This window comes from Chryseobacterium carnipullorum, assembly GCF_900142785.1.
Taxonomy (GTDB): Bacteria; Bacteroidota; Bacteroidia; order Flavobacteriales; family Weeksellaceae; genus Chryseobacterium; species Chryseobacterium carnipullorum.
Window position 1 is genome coordinate 219,734 of the sequence record NZ_FRCD01000007.1, and the last position, 19,603, is coordinate 239,336.

The following is a 19,603-nucleotide window of genomic DNA, read 5'->3' on the forward strand; positions in this document are numbered from 1 at the left end:
AACATTATATTTTCAATAAATAAATTTTAAATAATCTAACTCTATCCGGAGCAAGCAGTTCATATTCTTTGGGTTTACCTTTTTCATCTTCTGTACTAACGTCAAAAATTGTGTATTTAATAATCATCAATTTCGCTTTAGCACTCAAAGTTACCTTAAGTCCTGAGAAAGAGATATAATTCTCTATGTAAAAGCCCTCTGTATCTTTTCCGTAGGATTGGTATAATCCAATTAAAGCGCTGCCTTTAAACTCAAGATTTCCTTCAAATTTATGATAAATCAGACCAAAAATGAAATCTTCATACGCCATTTTCAGTTTTACTTCCGCTGCTAACTTTACATACTGACCATAGGCGACCACTCCCCTCGCTTCATCATAAAAATTTCCTGCTTGTTTTGAAAAAGCATAAGACTTCGTGAGGAAATTGTATTTTATGTTTTGTTCTATACTTATCCCTCCCACAATCGATATGGAAGCCGCAATATTATTGAGTTTATCCTCGTAGGTTCCCTTTGCTTTATCCCTTATATCTTCAAAGTCTTTTTGTTTTTGTTTGCCGGTAATCTTATCTTTTACAGTTTTATCGGTAATATAATCTAACAGGTCAAATTCCTTTTTATACTCTACTGCCACTACAGGTTCTATTTTCAGATCTGCTTCCCACACCAGGGCAATTCTTCCGTCTGCCTGTTTATAATAGTAGAGACCGCTCCTGTAGGCCATAGAGGGGCCTAATATTTCAACATCTTCAGGTAAGCTGTCCATTACCTTTTTTAACTTTTTCAATCCTTTCGCCAGCTTTTTGATTTTCTTAAGCTTGCTTATTCCACTTCGTCCTCTGGTAAGAAGCAGAATAAGGATTTCTATGACAATCTGAAGGCAGACAAAACCGTACATTGCCGCACTTGTTGCATATTTGGTATATTTTGTTTGAGCAATAAAATCTACGGTAGTTCCTGTAAGACTTAAAGCGGTACCTTTCTTCTCCTGGGTACGATTGTGAATAGCATGCAAACCTATTTCAATTTTTTGAGCTTCCGCTTTTATATAATCGAGCAGGACTCTTTTTGCCATATAATCCACCATACTCAGAGAAGTCCATTTATAGATACTGTCTATTAAGGATTCAAATTCCGGCGCGAGGCCCTTTTGGAGACTAAGACTATGATTGTGGAAGAAATAATCTTCTTCATAATCATATTTTCCGTGAGCCAGCCAGACAATGTCGGGATATGTTTTTACATGTATTGTTGGTTTATTATCTTGTGGATAATAGGTACAACTGTTGATGTAGAAATAGTAGCTTTTGTGCATGGAGGAAAAGTAGTTGATGTATTTTCCAAAATAAAGTATATAATTTTTGATAAAATCATCTCCTATATTCGCATTTACAGGATAAGTGATTGTGTTTTTCGGCTCTGTTTTGGAAATCGTACCATCCAATACTTTAATTTCATCTTTATGCCTACCGCGGCAACCTTTTCTTTCCTTACCTACCGCACTTACGGTCAATTTCTTTGTTTTGCCTGCAAAGGGTGCAATGGTTTCAAAAACAATAGGTGAGAAAGTATTTTCATAATAGTTAAACCGAATAGAAGCCCGTCTGTTCTCCTGATGTTGTGCTTCAGTAAGATTTGTACCTTTATGTTTTAACTGGCTTTCTCCATGCCCATGACATTCAAACTTTGAACTCTCCAGTCCATTGCTTTTGAAAAAGTTCATGATGGCTTCTGCTCTATCCTGAGACAGTTTGAGGTTATAGTTTCCAGGTCCTCTCTCATCCGCATGTCCATCTATTATAATTCTGGAATGCTGGTTGGCTCTCAGTAATGAAATCAAGGGATTCAATACACTTTGTGCGTCTCCCCGCACGCCTGTTTTACCAAAATCAAAAAATATAAAATGTTTTTCCTCCAGAGGGGTGGTAGAAATAGGTTTAACCTTTGTTTTCCCATCAACAAAAACGGGGAACTCATCAATTTCATTGATCTTAATCTGTTTAAATGTACAGGATCCTACTCTTGCAATATTGGTATTAGGTTGCCCTATAATCAGAGGCGTCTGATTGGAAGGCTTTGTCTTGTTGACCGCTTTCAGCTGATTCTTAATATTAAGATATTGGCCGTGTCTGTCACTACCTTCTTTATCTTTGAGATAGGGACCGTTTTTTCTTTTAATTTTCACATAAAATTCTTCATTATCCTGAATCTGCTTTATGTGGGCTTTCCACTGTGAAGTATTGGGGATTTCAAGGTTGATCTGCCCGTCCTTAACTTCTACATTGTATATAGTACGCATCTTGTAGTCTCCGTTCCACATCTCATTGTGAACTTCTATGACCACTATTTCTCCGTTAATACCTTCTGTTCTGGCATGAAAATGTACAACCTCTCCATAGGCTAAACCGAAGTTTTGGCTATCTTTATTTTTAATGGTTTTTCCTCCCCTGGTTCTGCTCCAAGCACTGGAAACAATAAGTGGATCACAATATCCGCTTAAGAACAACCCTGTAAAAGAGGAGTCGGGTTTTCCTGTCATGCTTGCTTCAATGTAATAAGGGTAACCACAAAGATTTTTAGGGATCTTATAAGAGAACAGTTTATCCGTCATACACTCAAGCCTGTCAACGATATTTTTTCTATCCTTATCTAAAACAATCCAGTAAATTTTTCCTTTTTTCTGGGCATCCGTTGTTTCATTATGCCATTCCTTGATATGAAAATGTGCTTTTTTATTGGCTGGGACGCATGCCCATCTATCCGGACTAAATTTGGAATTTGAACTATTAGCTTCATTCGCTATGGAGACAAATTTTATTTTTTTTATTCCTTTTGGCATAATTTACAATTTTGGAGATTCTCCGGCTTCTAAACCTTCATGTGTGGGTTGCTCTTTATACATTTCCTCGGAACTTACAAGTGGATTGATTTGCTGCTGCACATCCTGATCAGCATTTTTAAAATTCTGTGCGCTACCTTCCGTTCTCTGCCCATGGTCTATGATTTCAATACATGGGGTTCCGGCAATGGCACAGATGGCCTTGCTGGTTTCCAGAATGATATATCCTCCGTTATTAAGCTGAACCTTTTCATAAAAATCTTTCCACTCGGTCACCATGATTTTGCACGGTGGTGGCGGTACTCCCATTTTGGTACAGTTGCCGAATGTATTCTTCTCAAAGGTAGCCGCTCCTATTTCCTTCGTGGTCACAATTAGTTTTTGTGAAGCATTTTTATCATTAGCGTATTCTTTCTGGTGCGAGAGCACTTTAATCTTGTCCGGAAGCTGTCCGAACTGGCATTTGCACATGGCACCCTGCACTACAATATGTTTTTCTGCCATAACTACAATTCTTTATTTGAAACAACGAGTCTGGTTAAATATTGATTTCCAAATTCGAGACGGACAAAAGAGGAATTCATTTTAAAAGTAACAACGGTTAATGCTCTGGCTGAATTTTCATCGGTGTCTACCGTTGTCTGATAAAGCTGTGCATTGTACCGTGCAAACTTCTGCTTACACTCAGAGGGTGAGCTTTCGTTGAATACTAAACCAAATGGCAATCCTGAAACGCTGTCCTCTCCGTAATACTGAATGGCGTAGTACTCTTCTCCTCCATTCATATTGGCATAAATCATATTAAAATCTTCAAAATCCCAGTTGGAATATTTCCCGCCTTTACAGTCTTTGCATTCCAATTCACTTGGACCGGTCTGTAAAAGTTTTGTGAAAGTTCCTGAGGTAGCAGGTAATGGGATCAATTGTTTTTTACCAAATAGACTTTGTAATTTTTTAGATACGGTCTTTTTTTGAGTGGTTTTTGCTTCAAAGGCGGCAACCTGAGCCGTTGCCTGTGCTTCGGTTTCCTCGTCTGTGAACGAAGCGTCAACAGCTGTCAGATCATTTGAATGTTCTGCAGGCTTGTGGTTTAATAGAAACTCTTTGATCTCTTTCTCAAGTTTCCCTGTGGATTTGGTGAGCTTTGTATCCACTTCTTTTTTAGACCAGCTGTCCGGCACTACTTTTTCAAGAAAAACGGTGATTTTCGTGCTTTTTGAAGAGACCTTTTTCATATTGACGTTCCAAACTGCCTGCTGGATAAACTGTTTAGATTTGGCTCCGGTTTTCAGTGCTAAATCCAGATAAGGATTTTTTTGGCTTCCTTCATATTTGAGATCATAGAGCTCGACAGTCGTTGAGAAGTCGGTGTCTGATGCCGCAGCAGCTTTAGCTTCATCTTTTGTAAAATCATTTTTAAAATCAAAAATGGAATTCTGTAAGGTCTGGATGTCTTTCGGTATATTAAACTCCACTTTTTGCCCGAAATACAGGCTAAAGCTTAATAGAAAGGTCAGTATGGATAATTTGTGATTGGTTTTCATTTTCATTTAGTTACGTTTTTTCTATTACTCTGTCAGAGCCGCAATGACTACTGCTATTTTCTTTTCTTTTTCAAGGTCTATACTGCATTCCAAATACAATGATTCGGGCAGTAATGTTTCTCCGTTCAGATAATATGCCAATTTGAAATTTCCCTCATGGTTCATTACCGGATGTTCTTCAATAATCAGGGAAAAAGGAGCTCCATTCATAAAATCATAGACGGTTCTTTCATCGTTTAAGATTCCTTCCCCTTGGATATTAACCAGGTCATATTCATCTTTCAACGGATCAATCTCCAGTTTTACTTCATACTTCGGTTCCACAGAATTATTGACAATAGGGAAACTTTCTGCTGTACTGGTTTCATAATGAGGTCCGAACTGATGATAGATCCCGAAAAACAATGTTCTGATGAAATAGTCATTTTTTAGATAAAGACTCATGGCTTCAGGTTCGTTGATTACTTTTTCTATTTTTTCACAGTAGCGGTCGACCGTTTCTCCTTCAAACTCTTGATAAACCTCCTGCTTTACTCCGGGCCATCTTTCTTTAAACACTGAAAGATTTTCTACCGCATTAAATTTTCCCTGTTCATCTGCACTGATGTGCAGGGGATACAAAACTTTGGACGTTTTAAAGGCGAGCAGATCGGCTATTTCGTTAACTTCTTCTTCATTCAGATAAAGACCGGAGGTTCTGTCTATTTCAAAAAAATGCAGTTGATTTTCTGTTTTCAGCCAGCGTACTGACATTTCATATTTCAGTTCATTTTTGTGATCATTGTTTTCAATATTTACACTGACTCCGTATCTGCTGAAAGAGTTTTGCGGCTGAAAAACCAGACTGTTTCCCCTACCGAATCTGACCAGCTTATTTTTATCCGTCACGGAGGTTCTGGGAATAAACAGCTCCTTCTGACCGGTAAGATCAATCAGGATCATGTCCTTTACGTCGCACTGGTTATTATGAAATAGTTTTAAAGCATCGGTATCTAAGTGGTACAGCGATGCGATACTTTTCAGGCTTTCTCCTTTCTGAACGGTATGTATGTTAAATTTCTGCATAAAATGATCAGGCATTCCTGTTCTCTTTCTTGATATTTTACTTCATGTCCTTTATATAGACAATTAACAGGAGAATTCCTGACAGTATCAATATTCAATTTGTAATTCTGTTCTTCTTATTTTTCGTAAAAAAGGTGACCCAAAAATTCTGTTTAATGTCAGAATCTATGCATAGATCCGGAATTAATGGAGCACTCTCACTCTGTCTGATGTAGGATCCATTCCTATTCCCTCTCTTCTTGCAGACCAGTGGAGATATTCATTTCTGAGTCTTCTCAGGTCATCCTGTTCTTTCATTTCTTTCTGATAGTCTGCATATTTCTGTTCCGGTATTGATGTCCCGCCGTACGCGGTTTCCACGTCTTTATATCTTTTAAAAACATATTGTTTCCCATCTGCCATGGCGTACGATCTCAGCCTGTCTTTTACTCTTATCAGTAAAGAATCTTCTGAAATGGAATATGTCTCATCAGTAAGCTTTTTTATGGTCAGAGGAACTGTTTTCTGAACACCATACTCCGCCATAAAATGTAAGGGCACAAAGCTGTATCTTTTTACGAGTTTACGGCTGCCTTTTAACGCCAGATAAAATCCGGGGGTAATGGTAAGCTGATCTTCTTTGTACCAGGCATCTGCTATAAGCTGGCTTCTCAAGGCTTTTAATTTCGCGCTGGTAGTCCATGATGTTTCAATTTCCTCCCAGGTCTCTGTTCCGTCTTCATAAGCTCCTCCCACATCACAGTGTACACCGGGGAATATTTTTTCTATACCTACATGCACATTGGTAAGGTCAAAATTTTCTCTATGTTCATTTTCTGCTACAAAATGGATTACGGTCTGTGCTCTTCCGATATCATTCAGACTAAGCTCTTCCACATCATTGTGAAAGTTCGGCATGGCAGAAAAGTTTTTTGAATAAGAGGACACGGTATCGTAAATACCCAGAAATCTTACTTTGATTACATCGACTGTAATTCCGGCTTCCTGTAGTTTCAGTCCCAGATGTCCCCATTTCGGAAGTTCATCGCCTTCCACTGTGGTGCCATCGCTGTCATACCTCGAGGTTACAGTCATCCCTTGATGTGAAACTGTAGTGGTGGTTGCTTTGTATTTTGATTTTCCTATTTCATGAACGAAATTACGGGCTGCTGCCGCACCACGGCTGAAACCGAAAACGTCAAAAGTCAGTACTGCAATCTTATCCGCTTTTTTGGCGTTCTTGATATTTTTAACCTTTTTCACGATCTCTTCGCATCCTTTCCTCACTTTACCCCGAATTCCGGTGTCTCCCGTTCCGAAGGCATAGCCCAGCATGGAATCTTTCTCTTTATCTTCAGTTCCTATCCCTTCGATGTAAATACCAAAATTTTTATCGTAATTGTCCCACAAACGCGCTACGTTGCTCCAGTCGTTATTATAACTGTTATTATCTGTAGGTGAACCTCCGTTTTTTTTGTATTCGGGAGTTTCGCGTCTTCTTTCGATGGTATTGGTTTTATTATTCAAAGTTCCATCGAAAAACATCCCAAGAGTAATGTCTAACACTTCCTCTTTGGTTATTTCCGGTGTATAATCTCCAAATTTATTATTGTGCATCGTTTTTATTTTAGTTTTAATGACAGAATAACAATAAAATATAGTAATAAGGCTAAACTAACAGCCCATGCCATTATATTTTCAACAGCCCATTTTCTGTTTTTCCTGTACAGATAAAAAATAATTGCGGCCAAAACGGCTTCATACAAAATGATGTATCCGATACAGAATACCGGGCTGTACAGATCTCCCAAATTATATCCCCCTCCTCCTATCGATCCTCCTGCTGTATCATATAAAAACCACGCCACAATTGCTGCTACGGGAATGAACAAAAACAATAGATTATAGGTAAGGGTTTTATAATTCATATATCTGGATATCTTTAGTCTATTTTACGTGACCATCTGATCTTTGCCTTTGTAACAGGCAATTCTTCATCTTCGCTCTTTAATGATAATGAGGCGCTTGTATTATCTGCATTGACCTTGATAATAAAGTCGATGTTCTTTTCTTTCCCCAGTTTTTGAAACAATTGAAAAATTTCTTTCTCATCAAAAGAATCTACCCATACGCCGTATCTGTTCTTATTTTGATCTCTCCAGTAAAAGCCGCAGAATTTCGGAACAGCTCTTTTTTTATAGGTATCTGAGGTTAAACTTTCGCCGAAAAGGTTTTCCTGCTCTCCATTATAATTCGTGAGACCGAAATCGATCCATTCGCTTCCTTCCGGAAGGATCACTGAAGGTTTCCAGCTATATCTTTCTCTGTATACATCATAGATTCCTGGATCAGGATAGCCTTCTTTCTCTATTTTAGCTCTGATTTCAGGTTTAAATGTTTCGTAAGAAGGATCTTTAAGCATCCTTTCTGCAAAACCTTCCTTCAGCATATATTTTGCATTATCGTATGCTTTTTCTTTGGTAATAAGGGTATCATGAGCCTGAAAAACGCCTACTTCTTTTTGATTGCCCGGTCCGTTGATCCATAAAACCACGCGTCCTTTTGGAGCAAGTCCTACAATAAAATTAGTATACGTTGTTTTCTTACCGTTGTCCTGATCTATAAATCCTTTCGCAAAAAGATCTTTTATTTTTCCATGATCAAGATCCCATTTTCCGGTATAAAATTTATTTTCTACCAGAGAATACCAGGTAAATTCAAGTTTTTTGGGAATGCCCATTTGTCGGGTTTCTACACTCATGGTTCCTCCTTCATTTCCCCAGCCTGTATTCTGCGTTCCCCAGATTGCATCGAAGCCGTAGGTAAAGTCATCGGCAATAATGGCGCCTTCGTAAATTTCCATAGGATATTCCTGAGGTGCAGATAGAGTTCCTAGCCAGCTGTATTTTTCTTCCATTTTTTTATTTTGACAATTGATTAATGAGAAACTACTAACAATAAAAAGAATCAGAATTCTTAATTTATTTGTTTCCATGGGACATTATTTTCTTATTACTTGCCAAAACAAGGTTGTTTTTCTGAGCTTCCACATTAATTTTCTGTGCAATTTTTTCAACCTTTTTGCCTACACTCAAATGATAAGAGTCGGTGACTTTTATCTGTATATTTTTAGCTGTTTTGATGATCGCCATATCAGAAAAGTTTTGATTTTTCAGCACTGTTGAATTCTACAATTTTTCCGCTCTGCATGGTCATGTTTTCCAGCTCGCTGAACATAGAGATCTCTCCGGCTATTTCATTAGAGGTTTCAGACTGTCTTTTGAATTCCTTTTCTACCATTTCTGTTCTGGTATCCGAAGATTCTCTGATATCTCCAGAGGCCGTCTGAACAATATCTTTTCCGGCTGTAGAAATGATACTGTCATTGGCAGAACTGTTGATTCCTTCTCCTGCACTGATTGAAATTTCTTTTCCTGCCGTGATGTTGATATTATCTCCGGCATTCAGCGTGAAATTCTTTGGTGCCTTCATACTGATATTTCCGGCTCCATCCATAAAATAGATGTTTCCGCTGGGATCCATGATTTTTACGCTTCCCTCTTCGTCATTCATCAAAATCCTGATTCCGCTTCTGGTCTGAATGGACTTCATATGGTTGTTGATGCCACCGCCTAAACCGATTCCTCCGTGAAACATTCCTCCCATTACGAAAGGTCTGTCGGGGTGACTGTGAACAAAATTCACCATCACCTGGTCTCCTACTTCCGGAATGGCCACATATCCTCTGTTTTGCGTGATCTGATCGGTTCCTCCTGCATCAGGGCTCATCATTCTTATAAAATGGGTGGTATCGCTGGTCTGCCAGTCGAACTGCACCTGGATCCTTCCCTGTCCTTCCGGATCTGTATTGGATATTACCACTGCGGTCTGAGGTTCAGCTTTTGGAATTTTGTATTCCGGTCTTGGAAGAAATCCTGTATCTGCTGCTATTCCTACAAAACTACCCTTGTAATGCCCTATCGTATCGATCTCATGTTCGGCTTCTGTAATCATTATTCTGGTAAAATAGGAAGTTTCATTCGAATCTGGTTTCCGCATCTGAACATCGGCTACACATCCCGGATGAAGGAAAGGAACCGTGGTATTTCCTGAAATAGAAAAAACGTTCACAGCCTCACTTCCTGAAGCACTTTTTTGTGAGTATTCAACGTCAAGGTGCGTGGATGCCTTGATAGGCGCTACCTGAAGTGCCGGTGTTTTGTAAATATTATTATTGTGATCGTAGGCTGTTTTGGCAATGTCACTTACATGCTGAATTGGCGTAGCTCCTGAAGTAAGTTTTTCATTCTTGTTACTGTTGTACCCGTAGAACTGTGGTTTGGTATGTACTGCTTTCAGCTCCACTTTAATATCATTGGCGCTGCTTCCGTAGGTCAGGGTAATCGGTTTGTTCTGAGGCGGTAATTTTCCAAAATGCAGAACTTCTCCGTCATAATAGAACTGTTCGCCATAGGCTTCAGCCATTCTCGCCAAATAATTGTAGTGCGTCTCGTCGTACTGACTGCTGTAAATAATCTGTGAAAAATTATTGGCATCAACCCTGATATCAAAACGGCCTTTATCAATTCCCTGCTTGATAACTTCTTCAGCAATGATTCCCATATTCACAGGCTGAGCTCCTCCAAAACTCTGGATATGGGCTGCACCATCCAGCAGAATGGTAGGACTGCATCCGGTAAGGACGATATTTCCAAGACTCATTTTTTCCTGACTGAAGGCCACCCCTGTAATAATTCCTACAAAGGTTCTTTCAGGGCTGTTCTCTATATCTTTATAGGCAATGACCGCTGTAAGACGTTTACCTAGAAATTTATTGGCATCTTCCAGAGAATGGGTCTGGCGGTCTCCCAAAGTATCATGAGCCAGAGTAAGGGTGAATTCATGATGGCGCTGGGTACTCTGTTTAAGTTTAAAATGCTTATAAAACTTGATAATCTTTCCTTCTATGACTAAGGAAAGCTTTACCAGACGGTTGATGCCGATATGATGATTTTCGGACACTCCGTCTGCATTCTGTGCAGGACGAAAAGTCGCTCCCTTTGATTTTTCAGGTATACTAGACATATTTTATAAAGTGATTTGTGTGTGTTTAAAAAAATTGTTTACATTATTCATCCAATCGGGAATTTTTGAAAATAAACAAAGATTCCTTGTCAGAAAATAGCATTCACAACAGGTAAAAAAAGACCGTCTTGAGGGACAGTCTCTTGGTATTTTGTACTACTCCAGACCTAGCTTAATGGCCAGAATCCGTCATATAGTGAATTTCCGTACGTTATGCTTTCTGCGCTTATCACAAAGCTTACCAGCATATTATTACTATCGATGGCATCAAAATCCATTTCATGCTGGATGACATATCCGTTTTCCCATTTCAGGGTAATCAGTGTTCCTTCTTCATGAGATTTATTAAAAGTAACTTCACCACTTGTAGGCTTATATCTGCCATTGAGTAAACTTTCCAGAATATCAGACTTTTCAGTAGCTTCGATGGTTATTTTTATCAAAGCATTTGACGGATCAGAAGCGACACGTCCTGAAACATCTGTAGATCTTGATACACTGTAATTAAGTTTTAATAGCTTTTGTCCTTCACCTCCATTGAATTTTAAGATTCCTCTTGAATTTCCTGCCATATTCTTACATTTTAATCATTAATGATTATTCTTTTCATAAATTTTGTCTAACAAAGATAGACTTCATGCTCTAATCTAAAAAGTTTTTGTGCAACAGATTCATATTTTGTAGTAATTCTACGACTTTTTTTCTCTTGATATGGATTAAAGATTAAAAAAACACATAATCATTAAATCGTTTTTCTCAATGAGCATGAATGTAAAAGTGTTTATAATAATAAGATACCATCATCATGACAAGATTTACGGCAATCATGATCAGGAGAATCTTACTGTACTTTCTTTTTTTATCTACAAAACTCAGGCCTAAGGTAAAAAGAAAGATCAACACGGTATAAACAGCAGGATACAGATGAAAAGCTTCTGAAAATTTTCCTTCAAAAACGAACACAATAGCCCTCTGGGCTCCACATCCCAAACATTCAATTCCGAGAAATTTCTTGCTGGGACAGGTTAACATAAAGTCTTCAATCTTCATTTTTGATTTTTATGATGAAATTTTCGCCCTTGTATACTGATGGGGAAAAAAGCAGTCTTTCTTCATTTCAAATGATCCTTGAACAGCCATGTACGGGTTTCTCAAAATCGCTCTTGCGACAAATATAAGGTCGGCATCTCCTTTCTGCAGAATTTCTTCAGCCTGGTCTGTTGTGGTGATCAATCCCACCGCTCCTGTTTTTACCCCTCCTTCATTTCTTACCTGAGATGAAAAGGGAACCTGATAACCGTCAAATACAGATATTTTTGCTCCATGAATATTCCCTCCACTTGAAACATCTACCAGATCTACGGAATGTTCTTTTAGAACTTTGGCCAGTTCTACACTGTCATTGATGTCCCATCCGTTTTCAGCGTATTCTGTTCCTGAAATCCTTACAAAAAGGGCTGTATTTTCATCCAGTACTTCGTTTACCGCATCTACAATCTCCAGCAGAAACCTGATCCTGTTTTCAAAACTTCCACCATATTCATCTGTCCGGATATTGGAGAGTGGGGATAAAAACTGATGAACCAAATAGCCATGAGCTCCATGAATTTCTATAACATCAAAACCCGCTTTGACCGCTCTTTTTGCAGCTTCTTTAAAATTTTCTACTTGTTCCCTGATTTCTTCAACAGTGAGAACATGCGGAATTCTCTCAGACGGATGATAGGGAACAGCACTTGGAGCCACCGTTTCCCAGCCTTCTTCAAGTGGAATCTGCAAATTATTCCAGGTGGAACCTTTTCTGCCTGCATGGGCAAGCTGGATGCCAATTTTACTTTCTGAACGGGAATGAACAAAACCGACGATTTTCTTCAACGCTTTTGCCTGCTCGTCATTCCAGATTCCCATACAGTGATTGGTAATTCTTCCTCTGGGTTCTACTCCTGTAGCTTCTACCATGATGAGACCTGTTCCGCCTTGGGCACGGCTTCCGTAGTGTACAAAATGGAAATCATTTGCGATACCGTTTTCGCAAGAATACATACACATGGGAGACATTACCCATCTGTTTTTTAGCTCTATATTTCTGAATTGTATTGAAGTGTATATCATTTTATTTTTTTGAATTTCAATTTAATGCTGAACAAAAAAAACATTGTCCACCTGATGAAAAAGAAGTAAATTTAGCCCCCCTTTTTAGTCTGACTAATATATGAAAAAAGACATACAGATCAGTTACGAGCACTTTAAAAACAGCAGTGAACTGAATGAAATAGAAAAAACTCTATTTAAGAGAGCGATACAAGCCCGTGAAAATGCTTATGCGCCTTATTCTAATTTCCTGGTAGGATGTTCCGTTTTGTTGGAAAACGGCGAAATTTATTCGGGAAACAATCAGGAAAACGCAGCTTATCCGTCAGGATTGTGTGCAGAAAGAACCACTTTGTTCTGGGTAGCAGCCAACTTTCCGGACGTAAAAGTAAAGAAGATCTTTGTCGTGGGAGGTCCTAAGGAATTCCATGAGAAAAATCCTCCGATTCCACCTTGCGGAGCCTGCCGGCAGAGTTTAATAGAATATGAAACGAAGCAGAATGAGAATATAGATCTTTATTTTTCAAGCATGAATGATGAGGTGGTCAAGGTATCATCCATTAAAGATCTGCTGCCTTTTTATTTTGATTCTACATTTTTGTAGAGGAGAAAAGTGAATGGAAAGTAATCAATGGTGAATTTTGCTTTGCAGATAAAGGATGAATTTTTCTTACCAATCATCATTGCCTTTTCACGATGAGGTATTTTACTTTCAAAATTTATGTCAATGATGAATTCTGCTTTGCAGGTGAATGGTTACGTTTAAATACAAACATCAATACTTCTCTGCTTAGTTGTGCAGAGCAAAGTTGACGATTCGGGATTGATTTTTCTGTCTTTTTGTGCAATAGATTTAAAAAGTTATCTTTGCAAAAATTTTGGTTTCCAGCATATTGGAAATAATAGGGAATTGGGTGAAATGCCCAAACTGTCCCCGCAACTGTAAATCGCTATAAAAGTTTCTGCAAAAAACCACTGTTCATACGGGAAGGTGCAGAATGCGAAAGTCAGGAGACCTGCCAAAATTGTAACTAAAAAACACATTACTTTCGGAGGAAAAGTAAAATAGTATGGATATAAAAAGATCTTTAGTACTGCTTTGTTCGTCTTATGGCAGCTTTCTTTTGGGACAGGAGAAGGCGGTAGACACCATTTATATTTTTGATAACCAGATGAATAAAGTAAAACTTTTTCATCCGGTACGCACCATTAACCCAAAAGATGTTGAGAAAAACTCAACGAACCTTTCTGAACTTTTACGGTATCAGTCTTCTATTTACATCAAGGAAAATGGCCGTGGTGCTGTTTCGTCGCCGTCGTTCCGTGGAACAACTGCGCAGCAGACGGCTTTTGTATGGAATGGAATCAACATTAACTCCAGTTTTTTAGGACAGGGCGATGTTAATAATATTCCATTGTTCGGATATGATCACATTGAGGTAAAGGCTGGTGGCGGAAGTGTGGTTTACGGCAGTGGTGCTGTTGGAGGAAGCATTCATTTAAACAATATTTTAGATTTCAACAGAGGATTTAAAGCTTCTGTGTTTTCGGAAGCTGCTTCTTTTGATACGTATAATAATTTTGCACAGGCTTCTTTCAGTAATGATAAGCTAAGTGTTAAAGTTTCAGGAAGCTACGTCACGAGTCAGAATGACTATAAAGTTCCTGAGTTTGTTGTAGGAAGTACAGGATTCAATAACGTTAACGGAAGGTATTACAATACTTCAGTGAATATTGGAGCTTCTTATAAAATTGCTGATCAGCAGACGATTTCTTGGCAGAATCAAATCTTCGATGCATCACAGCACTATCCTATTTTTGAGGATAACGGCAACAGAACAAAATATAAAGCGCAGACTTTGAGGAGTCTGATCGCATGGGATATTCAAAAAAATAATCTTTCGAACAGCTTAAAAGCAGCGTACACGGAAGATAATTTCCAGTATTTTTCGAGTCTTAATCTTCCTAAAGCCAGTGGTGCAGAGGGAAAGAATTACATTTTCAAAAATGACTTCAACTATTTCATCACTCCAAAAATCAACATTAATGCTATTGGAGAATTTCAGGTAAATAAAGGAGAAGGATATGAATCCGGAATTGGAAGCATTAGTAGAAATGTAGGTTCGCTGGCTGGTTTGATGCGGTATTTTGCTACAAAAGAGCTTCGTTTTGAAGCTGGAATTAAGAAAGACTTTGTGGAGAACATTTCTTCTCCTCTTCTTTATTCTTTTTCAGGAAAGTGGAATGCGCTTCGCTGGTATCATGTTGGAGCAAACTTTTCTAGAAACTTCAGATTCCCTTCGTTTAATGATCTCTACTGGCAGCCGGGAGGAAATCTAGATTTACTTCCAGAAACTTCTACGAATATCGATATGGACCATGAATTCAGTTTTGGAGATTTTAAAATTACATTAAGTCCTTATTATATGGACATCAAAAATCTTATTAACTGGCTTCCTACGCCTTTAGGATACTGGGCTCCATTCAATACGGCAAGGGTAGAATCTTACGGTTTTGAATCGAAGGTTACCTGGAATAAAAAATTGGGCAAACATTCTGTGAAACTTGATGCAGGGTATACTTATTCAAAATCAGTGAATAAAGACACCCAACTGCAGCGGATGTATGTTCCCCTGCATAAAGCGGTGGGAAATATAGAGTACGGATATTCTTTCCTAAGCGTCTATGCTCAAGGGCTTTTCAACGGTCTTACCTATACGACTACCGATCAGCAAAGATCTACTGCCATTGATCCTTATTTTATCTTAAATACAGGGATTTCTGCGGCTATTTTCAAGAAATACACTTTAGGATTGAAAGTGAACAATGTTACCAATACGGTGTATCAGACGGTATCTTTGTATCCTATGCCGAAGAGGAACTACAGTGTGTACACAACGATTAATTTTTAAACTTAAAAATATTATGAAACTGAACAAATTTTTACATTTTCTTTTTGCTTTTACCCTTCTCTTGGGCATTGTATCGTGTAACAGTGATAACAATGATGAGCCGGAAATATTCTACGGCAATGGTTTTTTGATCGCTAATGAAGGTACCTTTGGAAAGCCTGAAGGTGACGTAACGTTTGTAAGTGCAGACCTGAACCTTAAACAGGACAATGTTTTCTCCCTTAATAACGGAGGAGCGAAATTAGGAGATGTTTTACAAATGATTGCATTCAATGGTGACAACGCGTATCTTCTGTTGAATAATTCCAATAAGATCCAGGTGGCAAACCGTTATAATTTTAAAGCAAGTGGCCAAATCACAGCTGAACTTAATACTCCACGTTATATGGCTTTTGCCAACAACAATATTTATGTAACGAATGATAAATATGGAGGTGATAAGTTTGTGAGTATTTATAAGATCTCTGACGGTTCTTTCATTAAGAAAATTCCTTTTACAGATGCTGCTGAAAGAATTGTAGAAGCCGGAAACAATATCTTTGTACAGAATGCATCATTCGGTTTTGGAAATAAGATTTCTTATATCAATACTTCTACAAATGAAGTTCAGTCTACCATTACTTTACCTAACGTCAATATCAATAAGATCATTTCAAACAACCAAAATGTGTATGCTATTGCTGCCGGAACTGCTGATTCTTATATCTATCAGATTTCAAGCACAGGAAACCTTACAAAGACAACGACTTTAACAGGTATTGCGAATGCTAAAAACCTTGAAATTTCGAATGGTAAATTTTACTTCACCTCAGGGAAAAATGTATACACCATGGATATGAGTGCTACAACAGCTCCTACTTCACCACTATTTACAGTAGCAAACAGTGTTGACGCCTATTCTGCTTTATATGGATTCAGTGTGATCAACGATAAAATTTTCACTTCTGATTCAAATGGATTTACCCAGGCTAGCAAAATTGTAGTTTATAATACTTCAGGAGCTATCATCAGAGCATTTACTACGGGAATAGGGTCTAATTCAGTGTATCCAAACTAAGACATTAATACTTCGGTATTATTTATAAATTTTATTTTTTTTCATCATTTGTGTTTTTTTTCAGGCCGCTTCTTCGAAGCGGCCTGATTTTGTTTTCACGGATAAAAAAAGCTTCGGCGGGATTTATCCCGCCGAAGCTTTTTTATTAAGTCTTAATTTAGTTATGTTTTAATCCCAATTTTTCAGCTTCAGCGATCACAAATTTCTCGGCTTCTTCCTTATCATTCAGGATCTCCCCTTCAAGTATGGCTTCTTTTACTTTCTCTTTCAGGATTCCAATTTCTTTTCCGGGTTTAAGATTAAACATCTTCATAATTTCTTCTCCGGTAATTGGCGGCTGAAAATTACGTACCTGATCCTTTTCCTCTACTTCTTTGATCTTCACCGCTACATATTCGAAATTCTTTTTGAATCTTTCCTGCTTTTTAGAGTTTTTGGTAGTAATATCTGCTTTACAGAGGGTAAAAAGATCTTCCAGATTTTCTCCGGCATCAAACAAGAGTCTTCTCAATGCAGAATCTGAGGCATCATCCGTGATCAGAGCAATGGGTCGTGATGAAAGTTTCACCATTTTCTGAACGTACTTCATATCACTTCCCAGCGGCTGTTTCAGTCTGTGGAAAAGAGTCTTTACCATCTTTGAGCCCAGAAACTCATGGCCATGGAAAGTCCATCCTGTACCTTCAACAAATTTTTTGGTTGGAGCTTTACCTACATCATGCAATAATGCTGACCAGCGAAGCCAAAGATTATCTGTATTTTCAGAAATATTGTCTACTACTTCCAAAGTGTGGTAGAAATTATCTTTATGAGTCTGTCCTTCTACTTCTTCTACTCCTTTCAGTTCTATAAGCTCGGGAATGATTAATTTTAAAAGACCAGTTTCCTCCATTAATCCTAGACCTACAGAAGGTTTTTTGGACATCATGATCTTATTGAACTCTACCATGATCCTTTCCATAGAAACAATCTTGATTCTTTCTGCTTCCTGCTTAATGGCGTTCAAAGATTTCTCTTCGATCACAAAATTCAATGTAGAGGCAAAACGAACCGCTCTCATCATCCTCAACGGATCATCGGAATAGGTTTGTGCGGGTTCCAAAGGTGTTCTTAAAATTCCTTTTTCCAGATCTTCAACTCCATTAAAGGGATCGATCAATGCTCCGAAATTAGCCTTATTTAAAGAAATTGCCATCGCATTGATGGTGAAATCTCTTCTTTTCTGGTCGTCTTCCAAAGTTCCACCTTCAACTTCAGGTTTTCTGCTGTTCTCGGTGTAGCTTTCTTTTCTGGCACCTACAAATTCCAGCTCAAGATCCTTATATTTGATCATCGCTGTTCCGTATGTTTTAAAGACTGAAACTTTCAATTTAGGGTCAAGGTCCTTCGCTACAGTTTCAGCCAGCCCAATGCCGCTTTGTTCAGTCACAAAATCGATATCGGTAGATGCTGTTCTCTTCATCAGAAGATCACGGACATATCCACCGACAATATAGACGGACTGGTTATTTTTTTCTGCCGCATCAGCAATGATCTTGAATAGTTTTAAATTTTTATTTTGGGTAAGATTAATTTTCATCGTTAATAAATAGATCGTCTTTTCTAGCAATGTATTTTTCCATTAATCATAATGGGCATACATCTTATTAATTTTTCCTTCATCATCAAAAAACATGACTTCTACAGCATATTTATCCATAATAGATTTATAATACAAAGCCACTGAATTTACTCCTGCTGTTGATTTGATAAGTTCAAAATTCAAATCAGGGAATTTTTCCAATGCTTTTTTCCAATATTCCCATACATCATTTTTTCCCTTCAAAGTATTTTCTTTTCCTCCTGTAGCCAAAGTAATCATGGGTGTAGTCACCTCGATATCATCAGCATAATGGAATAGTATTTTATCCAGATCATGAGAATTCCAGGCATTAATCCATTCTTCAGCAAAATTTTCATGGTTCATAGCACGTCTTTTATGAATTGAATAATGCAAAGATAGAAATTTAAAAAAAGAAATCCTGCCAATATATGTTGACAAGATTTTAAATTGAGTGAATTACATAGGATTTTATTCACGAAGAACCTTAATCCTGTTATCATTCCATATTTTTATCACTGAAGAACCTGAATATTTTGAAACTTTCTCTCTATCATCTTCTACAGCATAATCCACCAGTTTAACGATTTCCGGTGAAATATCCGAAAATTTCAGAGGACTTTTGTCACCACTGAAATTGGCAGACGTAGAAACTAAGGGTCTGTTTAATTTTGTAATCAGCTTTTTGCAGAAATCTGTTTTTATCATTCTGATACCAATGCTACCGTCTTCAGCAAGTAGTTCCTTGGGAAGTCCACGCGGATTTTCATAAACAATCGTTACAGGTTTTTCGCTAAGATCCATAATTTCCCATGCCATTTCCGGAACATCCACCAGATCCTGAAGTCTCTTTTCAGATTCCACAAGAATGATCATGGATTTATTTTTTTCTCTTTTTTTGATGTCAAAGATCTTATTGACTGCTTCTATATTGGTAGCATCACATCCAATTCCCCAGATCGTATCTGTAGGATAAAGAATGGTTCCGCCTGATTTTAGTATTTCAATAATATTTTCCATAATTCAACAGGGCATAAAACCCGTGTATAAAGGTAAAAAAACAAGAAGCTTCAGCCAAAAAATAGCGTGTTAAAATGTTGTGTTTTGATGAATATTTTATGTTGTGTAAAAAAAATATACTTTGTATTTAGCTTATCAATGATCATTGATGAATGATAAATGAATTGGGCTTCGCCCTATTCCCTCTCTTGTCTCTTATCTCTTATCTCTTATCTCTTATCTCTTATCTCTTTTGTCTTGTCTCTTGTCTCTTGTCTCTTATCTGTTGTCTCTTGTCTGTTATCTCATATCTTTTGTCACCTTTGGGGTATATCACAAAAAAAAGTCTCATACAAATAAATGTATGAGACTTTTAAATAAAAACTGGCGGCGGCCTACTCTCCCGCTTTCGCAGTACCATCGGCGCTGGTG

The 19,603-nt window shown here is 37.9% G+C and carries 18 protein-coding genes and 1 riboswitch; of the genes, 3 read left to right on the forward strand and 15 right to left on the reverse strand.

Annotated features, from left to right (window positions below; translation table 11 throughout):
* Nucleotides 1-4: 4 nt before the first annotated feature.
* The 12 genes from BUC06_RS10080 to namA form a co-directional block, all read right to left on the reverse strand.
* Nucleotides 5-2,839: an OmpA family protein gene (locus BUC06_RS10080; RefSeq protein ID WP_073333262.1), complete on the reverse strand. Its 2,835-nt coding sequence runs from the start codon at nt 2,837-2,839 to the stop codon at nt 5-7.
* Between the two features lie 3 nt (nt 2,840-2,842).
* Complete coding sequence (locus tag BUC06_RS10085) at nt 2,843-3,343, reverse strand: DUF4280 domain-containing protein (RefSeq protein WP_073333266.1); 501 nt, start codon at nt 3,341-3,343, stop codon at nt 2,843-2,845.
* Nucleotides 3,344-3,345: 2 nt separating this feature from the next.
* Nucleotides 3,346-4,383, reverse strand: a complete 1,038-nt coding sequence (locus tag BUC06_RS10090; RefSeq protein ID WP_139263340.1) for a hypothetical protein — start codon at nt 4,381-4,383, stop codon at nt 3,346-3,348.
* Between the two features lie 24 nt (nt 4,384-4,407).
* Nucleotides 4,408-5,463: a LysM peptidoglycan-binding domain-containing protein gene (locus BUC06_RS10095; protein WP_073333273.1), complete on the reverse strand. Its 1,056-nt coding sequence runs from the start codon at nt 5,461-5,463 to the stop codon at nt 4,408-4,410.
* A 168-nt stretch (nt 5,464-5,631) separates the two neighbouring features.
* Complete coding sequence (locus tag BUC06_RS10100; RefSeq protein ID WP_073333276.1) at nt 5,632-7,044, reverse strand: T6SS phospholipase effector Tle1-like catalytic domain-containing protein; 1,413 nt, start codon at nt 7,042-7,044, stop codon at nt 5,632-5,634.
* Between the two features lie 5 nt (nt 7,045-7,049).
* Nucleotides 7,050-7,355 carry a hypothetical protein gene (locus BUC06_RS10105; RefSeq protein WP_073333278.1) on the reverse strand — a complete coding sequence of 102 codons (306 nt, stop codon included), beginning with the start codon at nt 7,353-7,355 and terminating at the stop codon, nt 7,050-7,052.
* A 14-nt stretch (nt 7,356-7,369) separates the two neighbouring features.
* A complete protein-coding gene (locus tag BUC06_RS10110; protein WP_262487917.1) occupies nt 7,370-8,344 on the reverse strand; it encodes a DUF2931 family protein in 975 nt (324 codons plus the stop codon).
* A gap of 64 nt (nt 8,345-8,408) precedes the next feature.
* The gene (locus tag BUC06_RS23800; protein WP_155859170.1) at nt 8,409-8,579 is read right to left on the reverse strand and encodes a hypothetical protein; all 171 of its coding nucleotides are present in this window, start codon (nt 8,577-8,579) and stop codon (nt 8,409-8,411) included.
* Between the two features lies 1 nt (nt 8,580).
* Nucleotides 8,581-10,512, reverse strand: coding sequence for a type VI secretion system Vgr family protein (locus tag BUC06_RS10115; protein ID WP_073333283.1), 1,932 nt, complete (start codon nt 10,510-10,512; stop codon nt 8,581-8,583).
* 167 nt (nt 10,513-10,679) lie between these two features.
* A complete protein-coding gene (tssD, locus tag BUC06_RS10120; protein ID WP_073333285.1) occupies nt 10,680-11,084 on the reverse strand; it encodes a type VI secretion system tube protein TssD in 405 nt (134 codons plus the stop codon).
* Between the two features lie 184 nt (nt 11,085-11,268).
* The gene (locus tag BUC06_RS10125) at nt 11,269-11,562 is read right to left on the reverse strand and encodes a DUF2752 domain-containing protein (protein WP_073333288.1); all 294 of its coding nucleotides are present in this window, start codon (nt 11,560-11,562) and stop codon (nt 11,269-11,271) included.
* Between the two features lie 9 nt (nt 11,563-11,571).
* Nucleotides 11,572-12,624 carry an NADPH dehydrogenase NamA gene (namA, locus tag BUC06_RS10130; RefSeq protein WP_073333291.1) on the reverse strand — a complete coding sequence of 351 codons (1,053 nt, stop codon included), beginning with the start codon at nt 12,622-12,624 and terminating at the stop codon, nt 11,572-11,574.
* A gap of 100 nt (nt 12,625-12,724) precedes the next feature.
* Between namA and BUC06_RS10135 the strand changes: the two genes are divergently transcribed.
* The 3 genes from BUC06_RS10135 (at nt 12,725) to BUC06_RS10145 (ending at nt 16,572) form a co-directional block, all read left to right on the forward strand.
* Nucleotides 12,725-13,207, forward strand: coding sequence for a cytidine deaminase (locus tag BUC06_RS10135; RefSeq protein WP_073333294.1), 483 nt, complete (start codon nt 12,725-12,727; stop codon nt 13,205-13,207).
* A gap of 258 nt (nt 13,208-13,465) precedes the next feature.
* A riboswitch (cobalamin riboswitch) is annotated at nt 13,466-13,641 on the forward strand.
* A 32-nt stretch (nt 13,642-13,673) separates the two neighbouring features.
* Nucleotides 13,674-15,515, forward strand: coding sequence for a TonB-dependent receptor plug domain-containing protein (locus BUC06_RS10140; RefSeq protein ID WP_073333297.1), 1,842 nt, complete (start codon nt 13,674-13,676; stop codon nt 15,513-15,515).
* A 13-nt stretch (nt 15,516-15,528) separates the two neighbouring features.
* A complete protein-coding gene (locus tag BUC06_RS10145) occupies nt 15,529-16,572 on the forward strand; it encodes a YncE family protein (RefSeq protein WP_073333300.1) in 1,044 nt (347 codons plus the stop codon).
* 157 nt (nt 16,573-16,729) lie between these two features.
* On the opposite strand, the gene BUC06_RS10150 is transcribed toward BUC06_RS10145, so the two are convergent.
* From BUC06_RS10150 to BUC06_RS10160, 3 genes are all read right to left on the reverse strand, one after another.
* Entirely contained in the window at nt 16,730-18,151 is a 1,422-nt protein-coding gene (locus tag BUC06_RS10150; RefSeq protein WP_073333303.1) for a CCA tRNA nucleotidyltransferase, read from the reverse strand.
* Between the two features lie 42 nt (nt 18,152-18,193).
* A complete protein-coding gene (locus BUC06_RS10155) occupies nt 18,194-18,538 on the reverse strand; it encodes a nuclear transport factor 2 family protein (RefSeq protein WP_073333305.1) in 345 nt (114 codons plus the stop codon).
* Nucleotides 18,539-18,643: 105 nt separating this feature from the next.
* Nucleotides 18,644-19,192, reverse strand: coding sequence for an L-threonylcarbamoyladenylate synthase (locus BUC06_RS10160; protein ID WP_073333309.1), 549 nt, complete (start codon nt 19,190-19,192; stop codon nt 18,644-18,646).
* Nucleotides 19,193-19,603 lie beyond the last annotated feature (411 nt).